Origin of the sequence: Clostridium sp. K04, assembly GCF_019734375.1 — a bacterium.
GTDB lineage: Bacteria > Bacillota > Clostridia > Clostridiales > Clostridiaceae > Clostridium > Clostridium saudiense.
In genome coordinates, this window is the sequence record NZ_JAASHD010000019.1 from 23371 (window position 1) to 49427 (window position 26057).

Genomic DNA, 26057 nt, shown 5'->3' on the forward strand with positions numbered 1-26057 from the left:
TTATGAGAAAAATATAGAATAGATTATTTTGAGGTGAGTTATATGGAAATAAGAGAAAGAATAGAAAATAACGAAGACTTGACATTAATTCCAGAAGCTATTCATAGTAATAAAAGTATGGGGAGAGAGATAAAAGAAGAAGCTGATAATATTAGAACTTGTTTTATGGTGGATAGGGATAGAATTATACATTGTAAATCCTTTAGAAGATTGAAGCATAAGACACAAGTATACATACGAACTTTTGGAGATCACTATAGAACTAGACTTACTCACACTTTAGAAGTTGCACAAATAGGAAGAACTATAGGTGCAGGTATAGGATTAAATGAAATGCTTATTGAAGCAATTGCATTAGGCCATGATTTAGGACATGTTGCTTTTGCCCATAATGGTGAAGAGGTACTTAATGAATTTTTAGATGGTGGATTTAGGCATAATGAACAAAGTGTAAGAGTGGTAAAGAAGCTAGAGAAAGATGGAAAAGGATTAAATCTTACTGAAGAAGTTATAGATGGTATACTTAATCATAGTGGATTAGGACAAAAAGAAAATATAGCAAAAACATTAGAAGGTCGAATAGTAAAGTATAGTGATAAGATTGCATATTTAAATCATGATATTGATGATTCAATTAGGGCAGGATTATTACATGAAGAACAATTACCTAAGGAGATTATTAAAGTATTAGGGAAAAATCATTCGGAGAGAATACATGTACTTATTAATGATATGATAAATGAAACAACAGAAAATTTAAAAAATGGTAAATACGATATTAAGCAAAGTGATGAAGTTAAGGAAGCAATGATTGAATTAAGAAGATATATGTTTAAAAATATTTATTTAGCCGATGTTTTAAAGGAGGAGCGTGGTAAAGCAAAATTTATATTGACACATGTAATAGATTATTTTTATAAACATAGTGAAGAATTGCCTAATCTTTATAAAGAAATTGCAAATGAAGAAGGATTAAAAAGAGGCGTTGCAGATTATATAGCAGGAATGACAGATGATTATTGTATTTCAACATTTAATAAAATATATGTTCCAAAGTTTGTAATTTATTAGTAAAAAAGTTGTATAATACAAAAAAATTGGGAACAATAAATTTTGTAGAAGAAAAAGGATTTTAAGAATTGAGATAGAATTAATAATATTAGGGTAGAATAACAATAAAAATTCTATGAGTATGACATAATAAAATAAATTTAATTAAAAAAGTTAGAAGGAATTTATAATAATATGTCGAAATGTATAGAGTGGGAAAAAATATTAGGTAAGGAGGGATCTCCTTGCAGATTTCTGAAGAGATTTTAGAAAAAATAAAATCACAAAATGATATTGTAGATGTAATTTCTGAAAGGGTTAGACTAAAGAAGGCTGGTAGAAACTTCACGGGACTATGCCCTTTTCATAATGAAAAAACACCTTCTTTCTCAGTATCTCAAGAAAAGCAAATTTATAAGTGTTTTGGATGTGGAGAAGCTGGAAATGTCATTTCCTTTGTGATGAAAGATAAAAATTTACCTTTTATTGAAGCTGTTAAATATTTAGCTAATAGGGCGAATATTCCTTTGAAATTAGGAAATGGAGAACAAAGCCAAAGTAATAGAAAAAAAGAGTTGTTATATAAAGTAAATGTTGAGGCAGCAAAGTTCTTCTTTTCAAATCTTATGAATAACCAAAATGCAAAAGAATACTTTTTAAATAGGGGAATTAAAGAAGAAACAATTAAAAAGTTTGGCTTAGGATATGCCAATGATAGTTGGAATAGTTTAATGTTCTATTTAAGAAAAAAAGGCATTAATGATGGGTTATTAGAAGAAGCAGGTCTTATTTCTGTTAATAAAGAAAAAGGTAGAAAATATGATAGGTTTAGAAATAGGGTTATGTTCCCGGTGTTTGATTATCAAGGTAAGGTAATTGGATTTGGTGGAAGAGTATTAGATGATTCAAAGCCTAAGTATTTAAATTCACCTGAAACTTTAGTTTTCCAAAAAGGTACTAATTTATATGGATTAAATTTTGCTTTAAAGCATAATATGAGCGAGAGGTATTTTGTTATCGTAGAAGGATATATGGATTTAATATCATTGCATCAATATGGTATAACTAATGTCGTTGCATCTTTAGGAACTGCTTTAACAATTAATCAAGCAAGATTACTAAAGAGATATGCAGATAAGGTTGTAATTTCTTACGATGCTGATTTAGCAGGGCAGATGGCAACATTAAGAGGTCTTGAAATTTTAAGGACTGCAGGTTTTGATGTTAGGGTATTAAGTATCCCTCAAGGAAAAGACCCTGATGAATATGTCAGAAGTAATGGAAGAGAGGCATTTTTAAAATTAATAAATAATGCGGAGCCATTAATAGACTATAGAATTAAGAAGGCTGAAGAAGGAATTGATTTTAAAAATAGTCAATCCGTAATTTTATATTCAAAGAGAATAATGGATATAATTTCAGATTTGGATCCTATAGAAAAAGATGTTTATATTAAAAAGGCATCTGAAAATACTGGCATAAAAGAGCAGGCGTTGTATGATATCCTTAAAATTAAAATGAAAGATAATAGAGAAAATGATTTTAGGAATAATAAGGAAGAAGATAGGTCAAAATTATATGTAGAACCTGGATTTTTAAAAGCAGAAAGAACACTATTAAAAATGATGCTTGAAAATGAAGAGTATTTACAGTATATAGAGGAAAGAATATCAGAAAACGACTTTATTTTGCTAGAACATAAAGAAATTTTCACTGTTATTATATTGGGAAAAGGGGAAAATATAAATAACATAGAATCATTTATAGAATCAAGACTAAGCAATGCAAAAAGTATTGGAGAATTAGTTAAGATTAAAGAAGAGAATATATTCTTTGCTGATAATATAAAAGTACAAATTGATGATTTAATTAATGAAATACATTCGTATAAATTGAAGCAAAGAATCGATCAACTGAGAAAAGAGCAAAAAGAACTTGAGAATCAAGGTAAAATTGAAGAATCAATTAAATTAGCCATTGAATTAGCAAGTATTACAAAAAAGTTGAAAGAGAGTAAGAGAGTGTAGTTGGTCATATAACGAAAGGAGGTAGTCAGCTAGTGGAAGAAAAAACAAAAGTAAATAAGAATAAGCCTAAGGATGGTCAAGATAGAAATAATAGAATGAGTATCGTAAAGAATTTACTTGACAAAGGTAAAAAGAATGGGGTACTAACATATCAAGAAATATTAGATGAGGTAGAAAATATAGATTTAAGTCCAGAACAAATTGAAAAAATTTATGAGGTACTTGAATCAATGGGAATCGAAGTTCAAGGTGTAGCCAATGATGTTGACATTATTGAAGAGGAGATTGATTTATCAGTACCAGAGGGTATTGCAATTGATGACCCAGTAAGAATGTATTTAAAGGAAATAGGTAAAGTTCCACTATTATCATCTGAAGAAGAAATGGAGCTTGCTAAGCAAATTGAAGAAGGAAGTCAGTATGCTAAAAAGAAGCTTGCTGAAGCCAATCTAAGACTTGTTGTTAGTATAGCTAAAAGATATGTTGGTAGAGGAATGTTATTCTTAGACTTAATTCAAGAAGGAAACCTTGGATTAATTAAAGCGGTAGAAAAGTTTGACTTTAGAAAGGGATTTAAATTTTCTACTTATGCTACATGGTGGATAAGACAAGCGATTACTAGAGCCATAGCTGATCAAGCAAGAACAATAAGAATACCAGTTCATATGGTAGAAACTATTAACAAGTTAATAAGAGTTCAAAGACAATTATTACAAGAATTAGGTAGAGATCCTTTCCCTGAGGAAATTTCTAAAGTTATGGATCTTCCAGTAGAGAAGGTAAGAGAAATTCAAAAGATTGCTCAAGAGCCAGTTTCACTTGAAACACCTATTGGTGAAGAAGAAGATTCTCACTTAGGAGACTTTATACCTGATGATGATGCTCCTGCACCAGCTGAAGCAGCCGCATTTACTATGCTTAAAGAACAATTAATTAACGTTTTAGATACATTAACTCCTAGAGAAGAAAAAGTATTAAGATTAAGATTTGGATTAGATGATGGAAGAGCAAGAACACTTGAAGAAGTTGGTAAAGAGTTTAATGTTACAAGAGAAAGAATTAGACAAATAGAAGCAAAAGCATTAAGAAAGCTTAGACATCCATCTAGAAGTAAGAAGTTAAAAGATTACTTAGATTAGTTAATTAGCACCAGAGTTGGTGCTAATTTTTGCATTAAGTAGGTAAATTTAATTAAATAAAATTTTTAAAATAGCATAACTTAATAAAGTCAAGATAAACTGAATTTTTAGCTTTAGCATAGAGTGTTAACTCTATGTGAAGATTGAAATTTGTTATGTCCCAAGGAAACTAGTCTAGTGGCTTATCTGTTATTACATCCAACCTAAAAACAGGTAGAAGTGTTATAAGAGCTAGCCATAATATAAATAATAAGCTTGGATTTAAAAATAATATAAAATATTAGAGCAAATGATTAAATAATATATATAGAGGTAGTTAAAATGGAAGTTAGTAATAGAATAGAATTTATAATCGAAAATTTAGAAAATGTAGAAGTACTTGCAGATATAGGGACTGATCATGGATATGTTCCGTTAATAGCACTAGAAAGAGGAATATGTAATAAAGCTATTGCTTGTGATATTAATAAAGACCCATTAGATAAGGCGAGATTAAATGCAATACTTGAAGGTGCTGGAGACGAATTAGAATTTAGATTAGGTGGAGGGTTTGAGCCACTAGAAGTAAATGAAGCTAATGAAGTTGTAATAGCAGGTATGGGTGGTAATTTAATCAGAGATATATTAGAAGCTGATTTAGAAAAAGTAAAATCTGCTGAATATTTAATTTTAGTGCCAGCACAAAATCCAGAGGTATTAAGAGAGTATTTATATAAAAATAATTATGAGATTATAAAGGAAGACTTATGCCTTGATGAAGGAATATATTATGAATTATTTAAAGTAAGAAGTGCAGAAGGTCAAACAACTGAACTTGATAGTATATATTATGAAATAAGTCCAATATTATTAAGAAGTAAACATTCATTAATGAAAGATTTCTTACAAAATAAAATAGATGAATATAATAAAATTTTAGGATTTATAACTGAAGCAACTGTAAGTGCAAATAAGAGAAGAGAAGAAATAAAAGAGAAAATTAGTATTATAACTAGTATGTTAAATTATTTATAAGGTGATTTTATGATAAAAGTAAATAATGTTATTAAAGAAATGGAAACATTAGCACCAATATGCTTAAAAGAAGATTTCGATAATGTTGGTTTAATGGTTGGGGATAGAAATAAAGAAGTTAAAAAAGTGTTATTAGCATTAGATTGTACTTTAAAGGTAATTGAAGAAGCAAAAGACGAAAATGTTGATTTAATTATAACTCATCATCCTCTTATTTTTAGAAAGCCTAGTAGTATTACAACTGATACTTTGCAAGGTAAAAAAATAATAGAACTTATAAAAAATGATATTTCTCTTTATGCAAGCCATACCAATTTAGATTCAGTAGAAAATGGATTAAATCATACTATTGTTTCTATATTAGGATTTAATGACTCTATAATATTAGAAAAGAATAATAGAGATGATAGTGCTGGATTAGGGAGATTAGTATCTTTAGATGAAGAAATATCTTTAGAAGAGCTAGTAAGTAAAATTAAAGGTGCTTTAAATATATCTAATTTAAGAGTTGTTAAAGGTAAAGATAAAGTTTCTAAAATTGCAATAATAAATGGTAGTGGTCAAGATTTTATTGCTAAAGCAGTTTCAAAGGGAGCTGATTGTATTATTACTGGTGATACAACATATCATTTTGCTTCTGATTATAAGGAAATGGGAATAAACATATTAGATGTTGGACATTTCGCATCTGAGCAAGTTACTTTCTTTAACGTAATGGAAAGATTAAAGGAAAAGTTTTCTGATGTTGAATTCATAACTTCTAAAGTTGAAGAGGATCCATTTAGTTTTTATTAAAAATATAAGGTATAAGTTTTACTAAAATGTAAGACTTATACCTTTTTTCTTTATTTGAAATTAAATTGTCAGTTTTATAGTAAAAAAGAAAAAACACTAGACTCAAACCTAGTGTTTTTCATGATGCGAGATAATCCGTAAGCGGAGTTCTGTATTAAGCAATCATCTATCTAGGCTTACTGTTACCAGTAAGCTCAAGCGACACACCACATGGCGGGACGGGCAATCCCATAATGCCATTACTCGGTCTTGCTCCAGGTGGGGTTTACATAGCCATGATGTCACCACCATGCTGGTGAGCTCTTACCTCGCCTTTCCACCCTTACCAGTCATATAAAATGAACTCAGTTAAAAAACTTCTGGCGGTATATCTCTGTTGCACTATCCTTCAAGTCGCCTTGACTGGCCGTTAACCAGCACCCTGCCCTATGGAGCTCCGACTTTCCTCTCCTAGCTTAAAGCTAGCAGCGATTGCATGTATTACTCGCAGGATTTATAATAACATAAATTTTTTAATAATACAAATTTTTTTTTAGACAAAAGATAAAATAATAAACAACATGATTATTATTATCCAACTATAGATACCAATTCCAGAAAAAAGTAATGTAATTCCAATAAGTATTAAAATACATATTCGAGCTTTAGGATTTGGACAATTCGGTTGTTTAGGTTTTGAAGAAGGTGTTTTAATAGCACAAATTATATCATTAACAGTTTCCCTGACTACTTTACCCCAATCAGTTTTCTTTGACAATTATTTCAACTCCAGAAATTTATATTACTATAATATATGCATTTTTATTGTGACAATAACAAAAAATTATTAATACTTTATTACGTTAATAGAAATTTAATAGTAAATTAATATGAAATTATGAAAAGTTATTTTATAATAAATAAATGATAAGAAAGTTAATTCATATAAGAGGAGTGGATTATAAATAGTGAATAAAAATAAAAAATCCTATATAGCTATTTTTATTATTATAGCAATTGCATTGAGTATTATAGGGGTTAAAACTTTAGCTAGTAATTTAAATATAGATTTTAGTGTAGATTCTTTAAGGCAGTTGATTGATTCTATGAAATATTCAGAATTTATATTTGTAATATTATGGTGTATTAGATTAATTAGTCTTATTCCCGGTGTTACATTAATGATATTAGGAGGATTGATTTTTGAACCAGAAAAGGCAGTTATACTATCATTAGTGGGAGTTTTAATAAGTGATATAATAGTTTTTTTTGTTGCGAGAATTAATTTATTTAAAGGATTGAAAGAAAAAATCAGCGAAAAGCATCCAGAAATAATAGAACTTATTGATTCATACAATTATAAGATACTTGCAGTAGGTGTTTTGTGCCCTGTGGCGCCTACAGATATAATAGTGTTTGTATCATCATATATGGGGATTAGTTTTAAGAAATTTACCTTAATATTTACAGTGTCAAATATGCCTGCTATATTTTTATATAGTTATTTAGGGGAAAGTTTTGATGGCTCTATTATTAATACTGTAATGATAGTTATTACTTTGATAATAACAGGAGTTTTTTCTATAAAGTTATGGAATGAAATGAAATATAAATTAATAAAAGATAATTGATATAAAAGGCAAGTTAACCTTATAAAGATTAATTTGCCTTTTTCTATTCTATAGTTGTTAATGAATCCATTAGCTCTCTAACTTTCCATTCATTCTTTAAATCAGTCATAGTAAGAATCGTATCGCCAGCTTTAATAAGAGTATTTCCTTTTGGAACAATAGAAACTTCATCACGCTTAATTGAAACAATAAGAGTGTTTTCAGGTAGTTTAAGATTATTTAAGTATGTTTTTTCTATTTTGGAACCAAAGTGAACTACGTTAGTAATAATAATTTTTTTTGTACTTTTACTGTGATATTCATTAATATTATTTTTAAGTAAAAGTCTTTTAAGTAATGAGTCATATATAGGAGTACTTTTTAGTAAATCAGCAACTATATATGAAATTATAGATACCACTGAAAGTGATAATAAATGTGTAAATGACCCAGTCATTTCTGTAATAAGAATTATTCCTGTAATAGGAGCTCTAACTATTGCAGTAAAGTACCCAGCCATAGAAATTATAATAAAATTATTAAATAGTGTAGGACTTATTCCAAGATAATTAATTGCAATATAACCAAATACTGCACCAAAGGTTCCACCAATAATTAGAAGTGGAAAGAAAATACCACCAGGAGCACCAGAACCAAAGGATATAATAGAAAATAAAAATTTTGCTACAAGCATTAATAAAAGTAAGCTTAAAGTTGTTGTTAAAGACAATTCTTCAACTATTGCATGACCACCACATAAAACTATAGGAAATAATAAGCCTAAGATTCCTGCAAGTAAAAAAGGTATCATTAGCTTTATTGAAGTAGAACATTTTAATTTAGTATATAAATCTTGCGTCTTTAATGTTATCCAGTTATAAAAAGCACCGAAAATTCCTAAGCAAATTCCTAATATTAATAATATCCAATAATTATTTAAAGGAATAGCTTGAGAGGTTGAGAAGTTAAATACTGGATTTAATCCGAAAAACTGTTTTGAAATAAAATCAGCAACAACCGCAGCCGTGATTGTTGATATTAATACAAGAGGTGAAAAATATTTATAAATTTCCTCTAGAGAAAATAAGACACCTGATAATGGGGCATTAAATGCTGCAGCTAATCCAGCAGTAGCACCACTGCTTATAAGAAGTCTTCTTTCAAGTCTTGTACTTTTGAATTTTTTACTTACTATATCACCTACGCTGGAGCCAAGTTGTACAGAAGGACCTTCTCTTCCTAGAGATAAACCAGAGACAATACAAAGTGTGCCTCCAATAAATTTATTGATTATAATTGAGAGAGGTCTATTTTTTATATATCCTCCCATTACACCTTTAACTTGTGGAATACCACTTCCACTTATGTAGGGTTCTTTATCTATTAGTTTTCCTATAAAAAAGGCTAATAGTATTAAAATGATGAACCATATTGGTATAAGATATTTTTTATCTTTAATAAATGAATAAATAAAAAATGAAAAATCTTCTGCATAGGATAATGCAAATCTATATAATACAACTACAAAAGCAGCAATAATTCCAACGAGAAGACCTTTAAGGACTAGTTTAGAATGATGTTCTCTATCGTTAGTGATTATATCAAAGTTTTTCATTTTATTATCACCTCCAATTAAATTGATATAATACTAGTATAGCATTAGTAAAAGTTTTCATGAAAATATAAATAAAATAAATATAAGAGGAAATTATTAGAATATAAATTATTGCAACTTCAATAGTTTTATTATTATCAGTTATTGGATAAAGAAATACTATTAATAATAAAAAAGTTTTTTATATAAATAATAAAGGTTATAATAAAAATAAATAAAGTATAATTAGAATTTCTGAATAAAGGCCATTAATTAAGCAATAATTGAGGGGGAAGCAAATGAAAAAATTAAGTCATGGTTGTACATTAGATTGTGCAGATTGTTGTAAATTTAATGTATATATAGATAAAAATGAAGTAGTAAAAATAGAAGGAGATGAAGGACATCCTTATACTAAGGGATTTATATGTAAGAAAGGTTTAGCGCATTTAAAAAGAGTAAATCATGAGAAAAGATTATATAATCCTTTATTGAAAGTAAATGGAGAATGGAAAGAAATATCTTTTAAGGAGGCCATAGATATTATGGCAAAAAGATTAAAAGATTATAAAAATGAATTTGGAAGCAGATCTATTTTATATTATGAGCAATATGGAAATGGTTCATTATTAAAAAGTATAGGTGAAAAATTCTTTAATTTTTATGGTGGTGTTAGTTTAGCCAAGGGTGGACCTTGTTGGAGTGCAGGAATTGCGGCACAAAAATTAGATTTTGGAGATTCTAAAAGTCATTCATTAGAAGATATGATGAATAGTAATAATATTTTTGTATGGGGTAAAAACCCTGCTAATACAACAATACATACTATGCAAATGATAAGAAAAGCTAAAGCAAATGGAAGCAAAATAATAGTTATAGATCCAATAGAAACTGCAACTGCAACCTTAAGTGATAAATATATTAGAATTAAGCCAAATGGAGATTTAGCCCTAGCATTAGCAATAGGAAAGGTAATAATTGAAAATGAATTTTTTGATGAAAAGTATATAAAATCATATGTTAATGGATTTGAAGAATATAAAGAATATGTTTTATCTTTAAATATTGAAGAGTTAAGTCTTGAATGTGGAGTAGAAATTAATGAAATTAATGAATTAGTAAGATTATATTGTGAAAAGTATTCTACTATTTTATTAGGTTTTGGAATGCAGAAATATAAAAATGGCGGAATTACTATTAGAGCAATAGATGCTTTAGGCGCTATAACAGGACAAATAGGATTTAGTGGTGGGGGAGTAAATTATGCTAATAAAGTTTATCCTAAAATATTAAATAGTGATCCTTATAATAGTGAAAAAGCAGCTTCTAATAGATATTTTTATACTAGTGAGATTAATGAGTTTATAGAAAAATGTTCTTTAGGTAAAACATATTACAAGAATGATATTTTTATCTGTAATAAAGATAAGGAAAGTGATTATGACTTAAACATTCCAATAAAAATGGCTGTAATAACTAAAAGCAATTTAGTAAATCAGCTTCCAAATGTAAATAAATTGAAAAAGTCCCTATCTAAGATAGATTTTAAGGTGTGCTTTGATATGTTTATGACTGATACTGCAAAGGTATGCGATTTGATTATACCAACGAGTAGTCAACTTGAAAGTGAAGATTTATTATTTAGTTCAATGATGAATCCTTATTTAATATACAATGAGAAATTAATAGAACCTAGGGAAAAATTAATGGATGAATATTATTTCTTCATGGAATTAGCAAAGGAAATGAACTTAAATGATTATCCCTATGTAGAAAAGACAGATTATTTAGAAAAAGTAATAGAGCCATTAAAACATATTAATAGTAATATAAATTTAGAGTTTATAAAAAGTAACTATCTTACTTTACATAAAAATATTGCTTGGGAAGATAAAAAGTTTATGACTAAAAGTAGGAAATTTGAAATTATAAGATTATATGATCTTAATAATAAAGTTAAATGTAGTGAAAATAAAGCAAAGATAAGATTATTAACTAATCATGGAAGAGATAGTTTATCAAGTCAACATTTTATAGATGAAGAGGGAATGTCTATTGCATATATTAATGAAAATATGTCAAAAAGTTTAGATATAGATAATGATGAAATAGTATATTTAAAGTCAGAGAATGGACAAATAAAAGTAAGGATAAAAATAGATAGTTCAATTAGTGATAAAGTTGTAATGATGTTTGTTGGTTGGTGGGAAAAACATGGTAATCCTAATGTTTTAACTAATAGTGGTATTTCAGATATTGGTGGACAAATTACTTATAATGAAACTTTTGTGGATATAATTAAAATATAGTGATTAATTTATGAGTCAGCATTTTATGCTGACTTTTTCTTTTAAGTAAAGTTGCAAATTTATAATTTTGATAATTGAAATTACTAATATGGTTCAATATGATTATGAGCTTCTCTATGAAATCAATATAAAGCAACAATATAATAAACAAAAGATAAAAATATCTATAAAATAATAGACAAAAATAGAAAGTATCTATATAATAATTTTAAGAGCAAGAAAAGGAGTAAGAGAAAATGAGCAATGAAAATAAAAATGAGTTATGGGATTCAAAGATAGAAGATATAAAAAAGGGCTATATAGAAAGAGATGAGTATTATAAATGTTTAATTTGTAATGAAGTTTATACAAAGGGGAGGATTTATGAAGTTAATTCATATTTATATGAAGCTAAAAAAGCTATGGAACTGCATATAAAAGAATATCATAAGTCTATGTTAGATTATTTGTTAAATATGAATACAGCATATACAGGTATTACTGAAGTGCAGAGAGAGTTAATTGTTTTAATTGTACAAGGATTAAGTGATAAAGAAATAGCTAATAAACTTGGTGTAGCTGCATCTACAGTTAGAAATCATAGATATAAGCTAAGAGAAAAGGAAAAGCAAGCAAAATTATTCTTATCAATGATGGAATTATTAGCGTCTCATACAAGTAAAAATATTTGTAAAATGGATAATGAAGAAATATGTGATTCACATGCTGGTGCAACAACATTAGATGATAGGTATAACATTACAGATAAAGAAAAATTACAAACTGTTAAAAGTTATATGACAGAAGAAGGAGCACTTAAAAATTTCCCTGCAAAGGAAAAAAAGAAAATTATAATTTTAGAAGAAATAATGAAAAATTTTCGTAAGGGTAAAATCTATTCTGAAAAAGATATAAATAAAACATTAAAAAGAATATATGAAGATAATGCTACTATAAGAAGATATTTAATTGAATATGGATTTTTAGATAGATCAAAGGATTGTAGCAAGTATTGGGTAAAGGAATAAAGGATTAGGAAAAAACTTTTGGAAACTGCTATAAAATTTCTAGTTGATAAAAATGTTGATAAAATAGGACTAATAGTAATTGAGAAAAATAAGGTAGCTTATGAACTATATAAAAAGAGAGGATTTATAAAAGAAAATACCATAATTGAGTGGATAGAACTATAAATATAATAAAATCCAAAGATGTAATTAATATATCTTTGGATTTTGTTATTGAAATAATTAAATTACATACTATTGGGGAACTATATTAATGTAGCAAGTATTAATAAGTTTAAGGGAGGTGTAATTTATGCAAATAACATTTAATGGTGATCCTATTACTCTTGTTGGAAACATGCTTAAAGTAGGAGATGATGCACCTGATTTCTTAGTGGTAGATAACACTTTAAAAGATGTAAAGTTGAATGACACAAAAGGAAAAAGAATATTTGTAACTGTACCATCAATAGATACTTCTGTATGCGATATGGAGGTAAGAAAATTTAATGAAGAAGCTTCAAAATTAAATGATGTTACAGTATATGTAGTATCAATGGATTTACCATTTGCACAAGTAAGATGGTGTGGAAATGCTGGTGTTGATAGAGTAAAAACAGTATCAGATTTTAAACAAAAAAGCTTTGGTAAACAATATGGAACATTGATACAAGAGTTTGGATTTTTAACTAGGGCTATATTTGTAGTAGATGAAAATAATAAAATTACATATGTTGAATATTGTAATGATGTAATAAATGAACCCAATTATGAAAAGGTATTGGATGCTGTAAAATAATTTTTATAAAAGGAGATTTTATTATGAGTATAAAAGAATCAATCGAAGAAATGAAAATTCATCATGAAGAAAGAAAAGAAGAGAGACATGAAAGACATGAAGAGAAAAAATTTGCTCATGAAATAAAACATCAAATGAAAGAAGAGGAAAGAGAAGAAAAAAAGGCACAAAGAGAAAAACAACATGAATTAAAGAAGGAATTTAAAGAAGAAGAAAAAGGAGCTGAAAAGATAGCAAAGGATTTAGATAAAGAAATAAGAAAGTATGAAAAAGAAGAAAGAAAGGAACAAAAAGAATTTGCTCATGAATTAAAAAAGCAAATGGAAAAAGAAACTGAATAAAAGAAATTAGCATAAAGGCATATAGAGAGTTGTTTTCTATATGTCTTTTAGTTTATTATATATTATGTAAAAAATATCATTTTAATAATAGTTTTAGATAAATATACAAAATAAAGGTAACATATTTGTAAATATTGCATATGGATGAAAACAGTTACAGGTTGTACAATAAATATATCAAATGAAGTTAATAAATTTAGAAGTTGATTTATGGGAGGAATAAAAAATGGCAAATTTATCATTACAACATATTTATAAAATATATCCAGGGGATGTAACAGCAGTTAAAGATTTTAATTTAGAAATTGAAGACAAAGAGTTTATTGTATTCGTTGGACCATCAGGATGTGGTAAGTCAACAACTTTAAGAATGATTGCAGGGCTAGAAGATATTTCTAAAGGGGAATTATATATAGGGGACAAGCTAGTTAACGATGTTGAACCAAAGGAAAGAGATATAGCAATGGTTTTCCAAAACTACGCATTATATCCACACATGACAGTATTCGATAACATGGCATTTGCATTAAAATTAAGAAAAGTTCCAAAAGCTGAAATAGAACAAAAAGTAACTGAAGCAGCTAAAATATTAGATATTGAACACCTATTAAAGAGAAAGCCAAAAGCTTTATCAGGAGGTCAAAGACAAAGAGTTGCATTAGGAAGAGCTATCGTAAGACATCCAAAAGTATTCTTAATGGATGAGCCTTTATCAAACTTAGATGCTAAATTAAGAGTTCAAATGAGAACAGAAATAACTAAGTTATATAGAAAGTTACAAACTACATTTATATATGTAACACATGACCAAGTAGAAGCTATGACAATGGGTACTAGAATCGTTGTAATGAAGGATGGAGTTATTCAACAAGTCGATTCTCCAATAAATATTTACAATAATCCAGCTAACCTTTTTGTAGCTGGATTCATAGGAAGCCCTCAAATGAACTTCTTAGAAGGAAAAGTAGAAAAATATGGAAATGATGTTTGTGCGGTATTTGGTGAAAATAAAATAATATTACCAGCTGAAAAGGCTCAAATATTAACAAAATCTGGATATGTTGGTAAGTCAGTAACATTTGGTATTAGACCAGAACACTTGAGTGATGATGCAGATTTAATTGCAGCTAATCCAGGAAGCATTGTAAAAGGGCATGTAGAAGTTATTGAACTTATGGGTTCAGAAAGTTATATATATACAAAATGTGGAAATAATCCGCTGAACATTAAAATTGAAGGTAGTACAGAATTAAAGATTGGTGAAGTAGCAAGTCTTTACTTAAAGGCAGAAAAGTTACATGTATTTGATAAGGAAACAGAATTAAGAGTTGTATAATAATTAATTCGTTGGAGGAGATATTGTGAAATGTATTGAGAAACTGGTAAATGAAGTGTATAACAGTTGTAAAATACCTTTCCAATTAATAATGCACGATGTAGGGGAATATTCTACACCGCAATTTGAAATTGCTCAAAATGAAGTTAATAAGAGATTTATTTATAATAACACTGAGTGCTGCATCAAAATAAATGCAGCATTTAGTGTTACACTTGATTTATTACAACTTTATGTAGAAGAAAGGTTAAATAAAGTATTTTTAAGTAAAAAGAGTATTATTTCAGCATTGTTAGATGGTAAGGAAATTGAAGAAGAAATAATTAAAGCTAGTTGGCCAGTGCTAACAAAAGATTTTGATTTAATAAATATATATATTGATAATTATAAGGATGAAATAATATCATATCTTAAACAGGGATATTCATGTAGTAAAGTAGATATTATAAATTATAAAGGTCAAATCCTTATGTTTGGAAAATTTGAAGACATGCTAGAACATGCTAAAAGCATTAAGGATACTATACAAAGTGTAATTACTTGTAAGTGTTATATTAGTTATTGCAATGTTGAAAATTATTTAACATTAAAAAAACATTATGACGATACAAGATATAAAATTGATTTAGCATTTAAATATAATATTATTGATGGAATATTTGATGCAAACAAGATTATTTTAGAGGGTATAATAGACTCAGTTTCGGAAGAAATGAAAAAAGATGTATATGATAGGTTTGAAAAAGGAATATCAAAGTTAGATAATGAAATGATAAGAACTATGGAAGTTTTCTTTAAATGTGGATTAAATTTAAGTGAAGCTGCAAAAGAATTATATATTCATAGAAATACATTAATTTATAGATTAGATAAGATTCAAAAGTATACAAATTATGATATAAGAGATTTTAATGATGCTGTACTATTAAAGATCATATTCTTTATTTGGAAAGAAAAAAAATCTTGAGAATATTTTGAAAATAGTATATAATAACATTGAAAACGATACCGAAACTGTAAATTTAAGGGTAATTAGAATCTCCTAATATTTCTACCAATTTATTTAATTGGTGGAAATATCCTTAAAATGAGTGGGAATTATTTATCAAAACACCAATAGTATATGGGGTATTAGGAGGAGATAGTTTGAGAAATATTGATACCTTAGTTAATGAAATATATAATAATTCACAAATACCATTTCAATTGAATATTGAAGGAATTGGTAAATATACTACACCAAAATTTAAAAATGCAAATAGTACTGTGGAAAAAGCTATTAAATATAAAGGTGTAGATTATAAGGTTATGGTAAATAATCAACACAATTTAGCAATTGATTTATTAATGTTTTGTTTACAAAGTGCACTTAAAAGCATAATTATTGAAAAAGAAAATTTAATTTCTATGCTCTTAGATGATAATGAGGTGGAAAAGTCAATAATATTAGATATATGGCCACGGTTAAATGGAACATTTCAATTAATGAATATATTTGTTGAAGGAGACACTAACAATATATTAGCATGTATTAAGAAAAGTTATATAAATACCGAAGTAGAAGTTGTATTATATAATGGAAATATAATAGTAATAGGTGATTTACAAGAGACTATTAATCATGCAAAAAAAATAAAAGAAATTATAAATACACAATTTAATAAAAAATGCTATATTAGTTATTGTGAAGTAAGTAATTACAAAAAGATAAGACAAGCATATATTGAAAATCTTAAAAAAATTCAAATAGCAATTAAGTATAAAGTTAATTGTGAAATTTTTGATGACAATGAATTAATATTAGAAGTGATAGTTGATTCAATTTCAGATGAGATGAAACTTAGAATGTATGACAAATTTGCATCGAAAATATCGAATTTAGATGGAGAAATGATAAGAACTATAGAAACGTATTTCAAGTGTGGTTTAAATACAAGTGAAGCAGCTAAAGAATTGTTTATTCATAGAAATACTTTGTTATATAGATTAGATAAGATACAAAAAATAACGTCCTATGATATAAGGGAATTTAACAATGCAATGTTAATGAGGATAATGTTTTTTTATTTAGGAATAAAAAAGCAATTTTAATATTGAAAATATTAAAATTATAAGATACAATTATATTTGGAAACGGTACCGAATGGAGGGTATTTAAAACAAATATATTTAGTGAAAGTATTATTTAATCATGTATAGACATAAGTGACTCATTGGTGTAATATTTAGTAAGATTAATGAATCACTCCAATATAAAAAATGTTTTTGGTGTGGTCCATATCGTATTTTTTTAGATTTTACAGGTAACGATACCATAAATATTTTTTTGAGGAGGTATATTGATGAATATAAGGGATATCGCGAAAATATCCGGGGTTGGAGTTAGTACTGTATCCCGTGTTTTAAATAATCATCCTGATGTTAAAGAAAGTACTCGTGAAAGAGTTTTAGCAGTTATTAGAGAAAGTAATTATGTACCCAATAATAGTGCTAGAATATTAAAACAAAATAATACTAAAAATATAGGTGTTTTAGTAAAAGGGGTTTTTAATCCATTTTTCTCTGAGCTTATTAATGTTATTGGAAGCAAAATTAACGAAAAAAATTATACAATGATTTTACAACAAAATGATTATGTGTTAGAGCATGAAGTAGAAAACATAATTTCATTTGTAAAAGAAAAGAGATTACAAGGGATAATTTGCCTTGGAGGTAACTTTATTGATTTAGATGAAGATAGTTTCAAGAATATTGATGTTCCAGTAGTCTTAACGTCAGTTAATACTGTATCACCTTTAGGTAGAGATAAATATTCTACTGTGGGGATAGATAATCTTCAAGCTTCCTATTCTGCTACAGAATATCTTATAAAAAAAGGCCATACAAACATAGCATTAATGATAGGTGAGGAAAATGACTTTTGTGTTAGTTGGTGGAGATATAAGGGATATATAAAGGCTTTACGGGAATATGATATTGAAGTAAATGATGATAATTTACTTATTGGAGATTATGACACTAAAAAAGCTTACGAAGAAACATTAAAGTTTTTAAAACGTAGAAAAGATATTACTGCAATTTTTGCAATTTCAGATTTTATGGCTATAGGTGCAGCTAGAGCAGTTGTAGATAGTGGATTAGTTGTAGGTAAGGATGTATCTATATTAGGGTTTGATGGTATGGATATTAGTTGTTATTATAACCCAGGAATTTCAACTATAAAGCAACCTAAAAAAGAAATGGCTGAGAAGAGTGTAGAGATATTATTCGAACTTTTAAAGGGCAACGGAGAGAATAAACATATTTTATTAGATACAGAACTTTTAGAGAGAGAATCAAGTTCTTGTATTAATAAAAAATAAAATATTTATTAACGTAAATATAATATAATCAATTAAAATTATCGTGATAAAAGGAGCAGAATTATATGGAAAGAAGTGCAGGGGTTATAATGCATATTGCATCTTTACCAGGGAAGTTTGGTATTGGTACTTTTGGTAAAGAAGCGTATGAATATGTTGAATTTTTATTTAAATCAGGGTTAAAATACTGGCAGATATTGCCTTTAGGACAAACTGGATATGGGGATTCACCTTATCAATCATTTTCAGCATTTGCTGGAAACCCATATTTCATAGACTTTGATATTTTAAATAAAGAAGGAATTCTTAATAAAGAAGATTATGTAAATGAAAATTATGGAGATAATGAAGAATATATTGATTATGGGCGTTTATATGAAGTTAAATATATAGTATTAAAAAGAGCTTATGAAAATTTTAAAAAGCTAAATAATATAGATTTAAAAGCCAAATTTGAAGAGTTTACAAAAGAAAATGATTCATGGTTAGATGATTACTCGCTTTATATGGCAGTTAAGGGTAGATTTGGACTAGTTAGTTGGCAAGAATGGGATGAAGATATCAAGAAGAGAGAACCAGAAGCAATTAATAGATACAAAGACGAATTGTCTGATGAAATAGGATTTTGGTCTTTTATTCAATTCCTATTCTTTAGACAATGGAATGAATTAAAGAGTTATGCTAATGAAAAAGGAATAAATATTATAGGTGATATTCCTATATATGTGGCAGAAGATAGTGCTGATGTATGGAGTAATCCAGAAGCATATTTAATATATGAAGATACGTTAAAACCAATATCAGTAGCTGGATGTCCACCAGATGCTTTTTCAGAAACAGGACAACTATGGGGGAATCCTCTTTACGATTGGAACTATATGGAGAAGACAGGCTATAAGTGGTGGATTAAAAGAGTAGAAGAAAGCTTAAAGCTTTATGATGTAGTTAGAATTGATCACTTTAGAGGTTTTGAAAGCTATTGGGAAATTCCTTATGGTGAAGATACTGCTATTAATGGTAAGTGGGTTAAAGGACCTGGAATTAAATTATTTAAGGCAATTAAAGAAACATTAGGTGAAATAAATGTTATTGCAGAAGATTTAGGGTATTTAACAGATGAGGTTATTGATTTCTTACAAGAAACAGGATTCCCAGGAATGAAAGTATTACAATTTGCTTTTGATGCAAGAGAAGAAAGTAATTATTTACCTCATACTTATACAAGAAATTGTATAGCATATACAGGAACACATGATAATGATACTTTTAGAGGATGGTTTGAGTTAACAGGAAGTAAGAGTGATGTTGAGTATTGTAAAGAGTATTTAGCATTATCAGAAGAAGAAGGATATAACTGGGGCTTTATAAGAGGAGCATGGAGTAGTGTTGCAAATGTTTCAGTAGCATTAATGCAAGACTTCTTAAATCTTGGAAATGAGACAAGGGTTAACTTCCCATCAACTTTAGGAAATAACTGGAAATGGAGAGCTAAAGAAGGTAGTTATAATACTGAATTAGCAGATAAAATTTACAAGTATACAAAAATGTATGGAAGATGTTAATTATAATAAAGGACTATTGCGTAAATGCAATAGTCCTTTGATTTTTTATTCATCATATATCAGTTACATATAACATAAATATAAATATATAAATTTATATTTTATGAGGCAAGGGTATGAATAAGAAATGTGTATATGATTTTTTTATAGGATTGCTTGCGCTTATGTTAACGTTAATGTTGATTATAGAAATTTTCATTAATATTCCCAAAGAGGTAAGTTGGACATTTTATTATATTGATAATATAGTCAGATTGATATTTATAGGTGATTACGTTACAAGACTTGCAATAAGTAAAGAAAAAAGGAAATTTATAAAAGAAAATTTAATAGATTTGTTTTCAATATTTTCTATAAGATTTTATGTTAGAGTTTTAGGTTTTACTATTATTCCTTCAAAAGTTAATTCTTCATATTGTATAAAAGCTATTAAATCTATTATGTTAATTATTTGTGCAATAAAATTTAAAATAAGAGTCAAGGATGAAATTAGAAAAAGTAGGTTAAATTTTTTATTAGTTGTTTCTACTATTTTTATAGTAATAGGGGCTGTATTAATATCTATAGTTGAAGGTATGTCAATAGGAGATGCTTTATGGTGGAGTTTTGTAACATTTACTACGGTTGGGTATGGTGATATTTTATTAAAAACTCAATTAGGTAAAGCAATTGCTGTTTTATTAATGATTATAGGTATAGGTGTTATAGGAGTTATAACAACTAGTATTACATTATACATAATAAATGGCGGTAAAAAGATAGAAAAAACATATGAGGAAAAAGTCATTGAAGATATTAAGAGTATGCTTGATAATTTTGATGATTTAAGTAATGAGGATTTAGACAATATTGTAAAGATACTAAAGGCTTTAAAGAAATAAATGGAAAAATATACTTGAAATTAATTTATTAATAACATAAAATTATATTATAGTTTTTAAATTTTGCGCAGGTGTGCTGGAATAGGCAGACAGGATAGATTGAGGGTCTATTGAGGGATTCCTCGTGTGGGTTCAAGTCCCACCATCTGCACCAATAATAGAACTGCATCAAAGGTATATGTGAATATATTTTTGATGTGGCTCTTTTTTTATAGAAATTTTCGGGAGGATTTATAAATGAAAAAAATAGTAATACTTGATGGTAAAACTTTAGGAGATATTAGTATAGAAAAACTTAATGAAATTGGAGAAGTGCAATATTATGAAGCTACAGATGAAAGTCAAGTAGTTGAAAGAATAAAGGATGCTAATATAATATTAACTAATAAAGTAGTGTTAAATAGAAATAACATGAAAGATGCAAAAAATCTTGAATTCATTGCAGAAACAGCTACAGGATTTAATAACATAGATATAGATTATGCTAAAGAGCATAAAATAGGGGTAGCTAATGTAGCTGGATATTCAACAAATGCTGTAGTTCAACATACATTTGCTAGTGCACTAGGACTATTAGATCAAGTAGTATATTATGATAGGTATGTAAAGGAGGGTGAATATTCAAAATCAGGATCTTTTACATGTTTAAATAAACCTTATTATGAAATTGAAAATAAAGTATGGGGAATTATAGGTCTAGGAGCAATAGGAAATAGGGTAGGAAAGATAGCAGAAGCTTTTGGTGCGGAGGTAATATATTATTCTACTTCTGGCAAAAACTCTTCTACTCAATTTAAAAAAGTATCTTTTGAAGAGTTATTAGAAAAAAGTGATATTATTTCTATACATGCTCCATTAAATGAAAATACAAAGGGATTAATTAATTATGAAGCATTAATTAAGATGAAGAGTAGTGCAATACTAGTAAATATGGGCAGAGGGCCTATTGTTGTAGAAAAGGATTTAGCTAGGGCTATTGAGGAAGAGCAAATAAGAGGGGCTGCGCTAGATGTCTATGAGACAGAGCCAGTTGGTGAAGATAATATTTTATTATCAATAAAAAATAAAGATAAGCTTCTTTTATCACCACATATTGCATGGGCAAGCATAGAGGCGCGTGAAAGATTATTTAATGAAGTTGTAGAAAATATTAAAGCTTTTTATAATGGAAAAGATAGAAATAGAGTTGATAAATAAAATAATTATGCTCATTGACAAATATAAAGCAATATAGTAATATTATAGAAAATAAAATAAATATTGCTAGGAATGAGAGTAGTAAAGAATCCATGGTTTTTCAGAGAGTAGACGGTTGCTGCGAGTCTATAAATTATATTTTTGAACTCGCTCATGAGCTATAAGGGTGAACTTTTAGTAGCTCTTATCGGTTAATACCGTTATTTTAATTAAGTATAAATTTTGGATGGTACCGCGTAAATACGCTCCAATGGAGGGTAATATTACGCGTTTTTTTTATTTATTACAATAATATGTTACTAATTTATTTTATTTATATATAAGGGGGCATTTATACATGTTAAATTACAGTAAGTATAGGAGATTTGAAACAATCAGTTTGAAGGAAAGAACATGGCCAAATAATGTTATTGAAAAAGCACCAATTTGGTGTAGTGTTGATTTAAGAGATGGAAATCAAGCTCTTATAAATCCAATGAATATAGATGAAAAAGTAGAATTCTTTAATATGTTAGTTAAATTGGGGTTTAAAGAAATTGAAGTTGGTTTCCCTTCATCATCTCAGATTGAATTTGATTTTTTAAGAAGATTAGTAGAGGATAATTGTATTCCTGATGATGTAGTAGTACAAGTATTAACTCAGGCAAGGCCACATTTAATAGAAAGAACTTTTGAAGCTTTACAAGGAGTAAAACAAGCTATAGTTCATATATATAATTCAACTTCAGTTTTACAAAGAGATGTAGTATTCAATATGAGTAAAGAAGAAATAAAGAATATTGCAGTTGAGGGGACAAAGCTTGTAAAAAAATATACTTCTGATTTTGAGGGGAAAATATTTTTAGAATATTCACCTGAAAGTTTTACTGGAACAGAAGTAGAATATGCATTAGAAGTTTGTGATGCAGTTGCTGATGCTTGGGGTGCAACTAGTGAAAATAAGATTATTATAAATTTACCATCAACAGTACAAATGGATACACCAAATGTATTTGCTGATCAAATAGAATATATGTGTCAAAATTTTAAGAATAGAGATAGAATTATTGTTAGTGTTCATCCGCATAATGATAGAGGTACAGGTGTTGCTGATGCTGAGTTAGCTTTATTAGCAGGAGCAGATAGAGTTGAAGGAACATTATTTGGTAATGGAGAAAGAACAGGTAATGTAGATATATTAACGGTTGCATATAATATGTTTTCACATGGAGTTAATCCAATGTTAAATCTTGAAAATATAAATGATATAATTGAGATTTATGAAAGATGTGTAAAAATACCAGTACCGGTTAGACATCCTTATGCAGGAAATTTAGTATTTACTGCATTTTCAGGTTCACATCAAGATGCAATAAATAAAGGGATGAAGAAATATGAAGAAAGAGGCTCAAAAATATGGCAAGTACCATATTTGCCTGTTGATCCAAGTGATCTTGGAAGAGAATATGAACCATTAGTTAGAATTAATAGTCAATCAGGTAAAGGTGGAGTTGCATTTGTAATGGATCATTGTTTTGGATTTAAATTACCTAAATCAATGCAACAGGAATTTGCAGAAGTGGTACAAAAAATTTCTGAGAAAAAAGGTGAAGTTCAGCCAAACGAAATTATGGATGCATTTAAAGAGCAGTATTTATCTTTACAGGAACCTTTTAAATTAATAAGTATTTCTATATCAGATATCAATAGTGATACAGAGAAAACAACGAAAGTAAATGCTGTTATTAATTATAAAGGAGAAGAACGTGAAATAGAAGGTATAGGTAATGGACCAATAGATTCATTAGGTAAAGCATTATCTAATAGTAAATTAATAGATGTTAGTATAATTGATTATAAGGAACATGCATTGAGTACAGGTTCTGAAGCTGAAGCAGCAGCATATGTTTATATGAGTAGAAATGATACTAACAAAAAGACATTTGGTGTTGGAGTTGATAGTAATATTACGAGAGCTTCAATAAAGTCTATAATAAGTGCTTTAAATAGATTGTATGGAAGTAAATAAAAATTTTTATATTGATTGATTTGAAATTTATGTATATAATAAGCTTTATAAGTTAATATGTTCGGTTGAAGGTAATGGGAGAGCGATTTAGATCCACCGAAGAAGTAAATCTTTCAGGTATTAGGACCGTTACTGGACGAGCCTCTGGAGAGACTCATAAGAGCACCGAAGGAGCAAGGTTTAATTTAAAGTTAAACTGAAACTCTCAGGTAAAAGGACAGGGGATTAAGATTAGTTAAAAGTTAATAGTTAATAGTTAGTAGTTAAGGTTTAAACTCATTATTGAGTTTATTAGTTTTATCTTATGGATAGTAATTTACAACCAATTTTTAGGTTAGAGATAACAAGGAATAAGATTTAGATAACGAATTCTAATATTAAGATTGCATAAAAATTTAATCTTAATATTAGAAATTCACTTTATATTAAAAAATTCAGGTTACCTGAATTTTACCTTAGCGCCTAACTAAAAACTCTTAACTAAAAACTAACTCTAATCTCCTCCTATAAATTTATAATTTTAAGGAGGATTTTTTTATGGAATTTTTAAATGGAGTTGAAAAAGTATTAAATAGTATTGATGGGATAGTATGGGGGCCACCTTTGCTAATATTATTAGTAGGAACAGGAATATACTTTACTTTTAAATTAAAGTTAATACAAGTATTTAAATTACCACTAGCACTTAAATATTTATTTGTTAAAGATGATGAAGAAGGTGATGAAGAGGCAAAAGGTGATGTATCAAGTTTTGCGGCATTATGTACTGCTTTATCAGCTACAATAGGGACAGGAAACATCGTTGGTGTAGCAACGGCTATTGCAGCAGGGGGACCAGGAGCTTTATTTTGGATGTGGATTGCTGCATTTTTTGGAATGGCAACTAAATATGCAGAAGGAGTTTTAGCTATAAAATATAGGGAAGTAGATGAAAATGGACAAATGTCAGGTGGACCTATGTATTATATAGAAAAAGGTCTTGGTAATAAATTTTTAGCTAAAATGTTTGCTGTGTTTGGCGTAGGGGTAGCACTTCTTGGAATAGGTACATTTGGACAAGTAAATTCTATATCTAAAGCAGCATTAATATCTTTTAATATTCCTTTATGGTGTACTGCTATTATAGTAACTGTATTAGTTGCATTAGTAACTTTAGGTGGTATAAAAAGAATATCAAATGTTGCTGAAAAGATTGTACCATCAATGGCTATATTATATATATTAGGTGCATTATTAGTATTAGGATTTAATTTAAAAGAAATACCTTCAGCAATAATGTTAATAATAAATAGTGCATTTAATCCAAAGGCAGCATTAGGTGGTACAGCAGGTATTACTGTAGCTTTAGCCATTCAAAGAGGTGTTGGAAGAGGCGTGTTTTCAAATGAAGCAGGTCTTGGTAGTGCACCAATAGCAGCTGCTGCGGCTAAAACAAAATCACCAGTTAAGCAAGGTTTAATTTCAATGACGGGTACATTTATTGACACAATAATAATATGTACTATGACAGGTCTTGCAATTGTATTAACAGGAAGCTTTAACAGTGGTCTTGAGGGTGCTGAAATGACTACATTTGCATTTCAACAAGGATTACCATTTGCAGTTATAGGAAAGTATATAGTAAATATAGGATTAATTTTCTTTGCATTTACTACTATAATAGGATGGAATTATTATGGAGAAAGATGTATTCAATATTTAACAGGTGTAAAGGGCATTATATTTTATAAGATAATATTTATTGTTTTTGTAGCAGTAGGTCCATTCTTATCACTAGATTTAGTATTTATAATAGCTGATATAGTAAATGGATTGATGGCATTACCTAATTTAGTTGGATTAATTGGATTAAGAAATGTAGTAATAAATGAAACTAATGAGTTTTTTCAAGAATTTAAGAGGGAACAAAGTAATGCTTTAGAGAAAGTTTATGAAATAGAATAATGAAAAAGTTGAATCTGTTATAGGTTTTAGATTATAAATTTAGCCTATAACAGATTTTTTTATTATATATGTATTTTTAAAATTATGGTTACTTTAGTAATAAAAATATACTTAAAAAGGTAAA

The 26057-nt window shown here is 28.0% G+C and carries 22 protein-coding genes, 1 tRNA gene, 1 other RNA gene, 1 riboswitch and 1 other annotated feature; of the genes, 21 read left to right on the plus strand and 3 right to left on the minus strand.

Annotated features, from left to right (window positions below; all coding sequences use genetic code 11):
• The first annotated feature begins 42 nt into the window (after positions 1-42).
• From HCG70_RS09405 to HCG70_RS09425, 5 genes are all read left to right on the plus strand, one after another.
• On the plus strand, positions 43-1071 hold the full coding sequence (locus HCG70_RS09405; protein ID WP_042396373.1) for a deoxyguanosinetriphosphate triphosphohydrolase: 1029 nt from the start codon (positions 43-45) through the stop codon (positions 1069-1071).
• Positions 1072-1295: 224 nt separating this feature from the next.
• On the plus strand, positions 1296-3077 hold the full coding sequence (gene dnaG, locus HCG70_RS09410) for a DNA primase (protein ID WP_042396371.1): 1782 nt from the start codon (positions 1296-1298) through the stop codon (positions 3075-3077).
• Between the two features lie 8 nt (positions 3078-3085).
• Complete coding sequence (gene rpoD / locus HCG70_RS09415) at positions 3086-4216, plus strand: RNA polymerase sigma factor RpoD (protein ID WP_042396369.1); 1131 nt, start codon at positions 3086-3088, stop codon at positions 4214-4216.
• 321 nt (positions 4217-4537) lie between these two features.
• Positions 4538-5230, plus strand: coding sequence for a class I SAM-dependent methyltransferase (locus HCG70_RS09420; protein WP_042396367.1), 693 nt, complete (start codon positions 4538-4540; stop codon positions 5228-5230).
• 12 nt (positions 5231-5242) lie between these two features.
• A complete protein-coding gene (locus tag HCG70_RS09425; RefSeq protein WP_172676148.1) occupies positions 5243-6025 on the plus strand; it encodes a Nif3-like dinuclear metal center hexameric protein in 783 nt (260 codons plus the stop codon).
• A gap of 122 nt (positions 6026-6147) precedes the next feature.
• Here the strand turns inward: HCG70_RS09425 and rnpB are convergent.
• Together rnpB and HCG70_RS09435 are read right to left on the minus strand one after the other, a co-directional pair.
• Positions 6148-6512, minus strand: an RNA gene (gene rnpB / locus HCG70_RS09430) — RNase P RNA component class A.
• 45 nt (positions 6513-6557) lie between these two features.
• Positions 6558-6782: a hypothetical protein gene (locus HCG70_RS09435; protein ID WP_042396364.1), complete on the minus strand. Its 225-nt coding sequence runs from the start codon at positions 6780-6782 to the stop codon at positions 6558-6560.
• A 190-nt stretch (positions 6783-6972) separates the two neighbouring features.
• Between HCG70_RS09435 and HCG70_RS09440 the strand changes: the two genes are divergently transcribed.
• Positions 6973-7635, plus strand: coding sequence for a TVP38/TMEM64 family protein (locus HCG70_RS09440; protein ID WP_052330621.1), 663 nt, complete (start codon positions 6973-6975; stop codon positions 7633-7635).
• A 43-nt stretch (positions 7636-7678) separates the two neighbouring features.
• Here HCG70_RS09440 and HCG70_RS09445 read toward each other — a convergent pair whose 3' ends face one another.
• Positions 7679-9229 carry a ClC family H(+)/Cl(-) exchange transporter gene (locus tag HCG70_RS09445; protein WP_221697694.1) on the minus strand — a complete coding sequence of 517 codons (1551 nt, stop codon included), beginning with the start codon at positions 9227-9229 and terminating at the stop codon, positions 7679-7681.
• Positions 9230-9507: 278 nt separating this feature from the next.
• On the opposite strand from HCG70_RS09445, the gene HCG70_RS09450 reads away from it, so the two are divergent.
• The 15 genes from HCG70_RS09450 (at position 9508) to HCG70_RS09520 (ending at position 25933) form a co-directional block, all read left to right on the plus strand.
• The gene (locus tag HCG70_RS09450) at positions 9508-11517 is read left to right on the plus strand and encodes a molybdopterin-dependent oxidoreductase (RefSeq protein ID WP_055291492.1); all 2010 of its coding nucleotides are present in this window, start codon (positions 9508-9510) and stop codon (positions 11515-11517) included.
• Positions 11518-11753: 236 nt separating this feature from the next.
• Entirely contained in the window at positions 11754-12524 is a 771-nt protein-coding gene (locus tag HCG70_RS09455) for a DUF2087 domain-containing protein (RefSeq protein ID WP_055291493.1), read from the plus strand.
• An 18-nt stretch (positions 12525-12542) separates the two neighbouring features.
• Positions 12543-12689, plus strand: a complete 147-nt coding sequence (locus tag HCG70_RS09460; RefSeq protein WP_207743371.1) for a hypothetical protein — start codon at positions 12543-12545, stop codon at positions 12687-12689.
• Between the two features lie 127 nt (positions 12690-12816).
• Entirely contained in the window at positions 12817-13302 is a 486-nt protein-coding gene (gene tpx / locus HCG70_RS09465; protein ID WP_042396355.1) for a thiol peroxidase, read from the plus strand.
• 23 nt (positions 13303-13325) lie between these two features.
• Positions 13326-13643 (plus strand): hypothetical protein, encoded by a 318-nt coding sequence (locus HCG70_RS09470; protein WP_042396353.1) that lies wholly within the window; start codon positions 13326-13328, stop codon positions 13641-13643.
• 226 nt (positions 13644-13869) lie between these two features.
• Positions 13870-14979 carry an ABC transporter ATP-binding protein gene (locus HCG70_RS09475; RefSeq protein WP_055291494.1) on the plus strand — a complete coding sequence of 370 codons (1110 nt, stop codon included), beginning with the start codon at positions 13870-13872 and terminating at the stop codon, positions 14977-14979.
• A 25-nt stretch (positions 14980-15004) separates the two neighbouring features.
• Positions 15005-15946, plus strand: coding sequence for a CdaR family transcriptional regulator (locus HCG70_RS17665; RefSeq protein WP_042396349.1), 942 nt, complete (start codon positions 15005-15007; stop codon positions 15944-15946).
• A 179-nt stretch (positions 15947-16125) separates the two neighbouring features.
• Positions 16126-17070: a CdaR family transcriptional regulator gene (locus HCG70_RS09485; RefSeq protein ID WP_055275778.1), complete on the plus strand. Its 945-nt coding sequence runs from the start codon at positions 16126-16128 to the stop codon at positions 17068-17070.
• Positions 17071-17321: 251 nt separating this feature from the next.
• Positions 17322-18341, plus strand: coding sequence for a LacI family DNA-binding transcriptional regulator (locus HCG70_RS09490; protein WP_042396347.1), 1020 nt, complete (start codon positions 17322-17324; stop codon positions 18339-18341).
• Between the two features lie 65 nt (positions 18342-18406).
• Entirely contained in the window at positions 18407-19903 is a 1497-nt protein-coding gene (gene malQ / locus HCG70_RS09495) for a 4-alpha-glucanotransferase (protein ID WP_042396345.1), read from the plus strand.
• Positions 19904-20019: 116 nt separating this feature from the next.
• Positions 20020-20784: a potassium channel family protein gene (locus tag HCG70_RS09500; RefSeq protein WP_042396343.1), complete on the plus strand. Its 765-nt coding sequence runs from the start codon at positions 20020-20022 to the stop codon at positions 20782-20784.
• Positions 20785-20851: 67 nt separating this feature from the next.
• Positions 20852-20938, plus strand: a tRNA-Leu gene (locus HCG70_RS09505).
• 83 nt (positions 20939-21021) lie between these two features.
• Positions 21022-21981 (plus strand): D-2-hydroxyacid dehydrogenase, encoded by a 960-nt coding sequence (locus HCG70_RS09510; RefSeq protein ID WP_042396341.1) that lies wholly within the window; start codon positions 21022-21024, stop codon positions 21979-21981.
• 59 nt (positions 21982-22040) lie between these two features.
• Positions 22041-22234 (plus strand) — a binding site (T-box leader).
• A gap of 84 nt (positions 22235-22318) precedes the next feature.
• Positions 22319-23989, plus strand: a complete 1671-nt coding sequence (leuA, locus tag HCG70_RS09515) for a 2-isopropylmalate synthase (protein WP_042396339.1) — start codon at positions 22319-22321, stop codon at positions 23987-23989.
• A 134-nt stretch (positions 23990-24123) separates the two neighbouring features.
• Positions 24124-24220, plus strand: a riboswitch (glycine riboswitch).
• Positions 24221-24526: 306 nt separating this feature from the next.
• Entirely contained in the window at positions 24527-25933 is a 1407-nt protein-coding gene (locus tag HCG70_RS09520; protein ID WP_042396338.1) for a sodium:alanine symporter family protein, read from the plus strand.
• Positions 25934-26057: the final 124 nt, after the last annotated feature.

Coding starts and splice junctions, on each gene's coding strand:
- malQ (WP_042396345.1), top strand. CDS start 18,407: ATGGAAAGAAGTGCAGGGGTTATAATGCATATTGCATCTTTACCAGGG.
- HCG70_RS09520 (WP_042396338.1), top strand. CDS start 24,527: ATGGAATTTTTAAATGGAGTTGAAAAAGTATTAAATAGTATTGATGGG.
- HCG70_RS09510 (WP_042396341.1), top strand. CDS start 21,022: ATGAAAAAAATAGTAATACTTGATGGTAAAACTTTAGGAGATATTAGT.
- HCG70_RS09500 (WP_042396343.1), top strand. CDS start 20,020: ATGAATAAGAAATGTGTATATGATTTTTTTATAGGATTGCTTGCGCTT.
- HCG70_RS09405 (WP_042396373.1), top strand. CDS start 43: ATGGAAATAAGAGAAAGAATAGAAAATAACGAAGACTTGACATTAATT.
- HCG70_RS09420 (WP_042396367.1), top strand. CDS start 4,538: ATGGAAGTTAGTAATAGAATAGAATTTATAATCGAAAATTTAGAAAAT.
- HCG70_RS09470 (WP_042396353.1), top strand. CDS start 13,326: ATGAGTATAAAAGAATCAATCGAAGAAATGAAAATTCATCATGAAGAA.
- HCG70_RS09475 (WP_055291494.1), top strand. CDS start 13,870: ATGGCAAATTTATCATTACAACATATTTATAAAATATATCCAGGGGAT.
- HCG70_RS09445 (WP_221697694.1), bottom strand. CDS start 9,229: ATGAAAAACTTTGATATAATCACTAACGATAGAGAACATCATTCTAAA.
- leuA (WP_042396339.1), top strand. CDS start 22,319: ATGTTAAATTACAGTAAGTATAGGAGATTTGAAACAATCAGTTTGAAG.
- HCG70_RS09455 (WP_055291493.1), top strand. CDS start 11,754: ATGAGCAATGAAAATAAAAATGAGTTATGGGATTCAAAGATAGAAGAT.
- HCG70_RS09490 (WP_042396347.1), top strand. CDS start 17,322: ATGAATATAAGGGATATCGCGAAAATATCCGGGGTTGGAGTTAGTACT.
- tpx (WP_042396355.1), top strand. CDS start 12,817: ATGCAAATAACATTTAATGGTGATCCTATTACTCTTGTTGGAAACATG.
- HCG70_RS09450 (WP_055291492.1), top strand. CDS start 9,508: ATGAAAAAATTAAGTCATGGTTGTACATTAGATTGTGCAGATTGTTGT.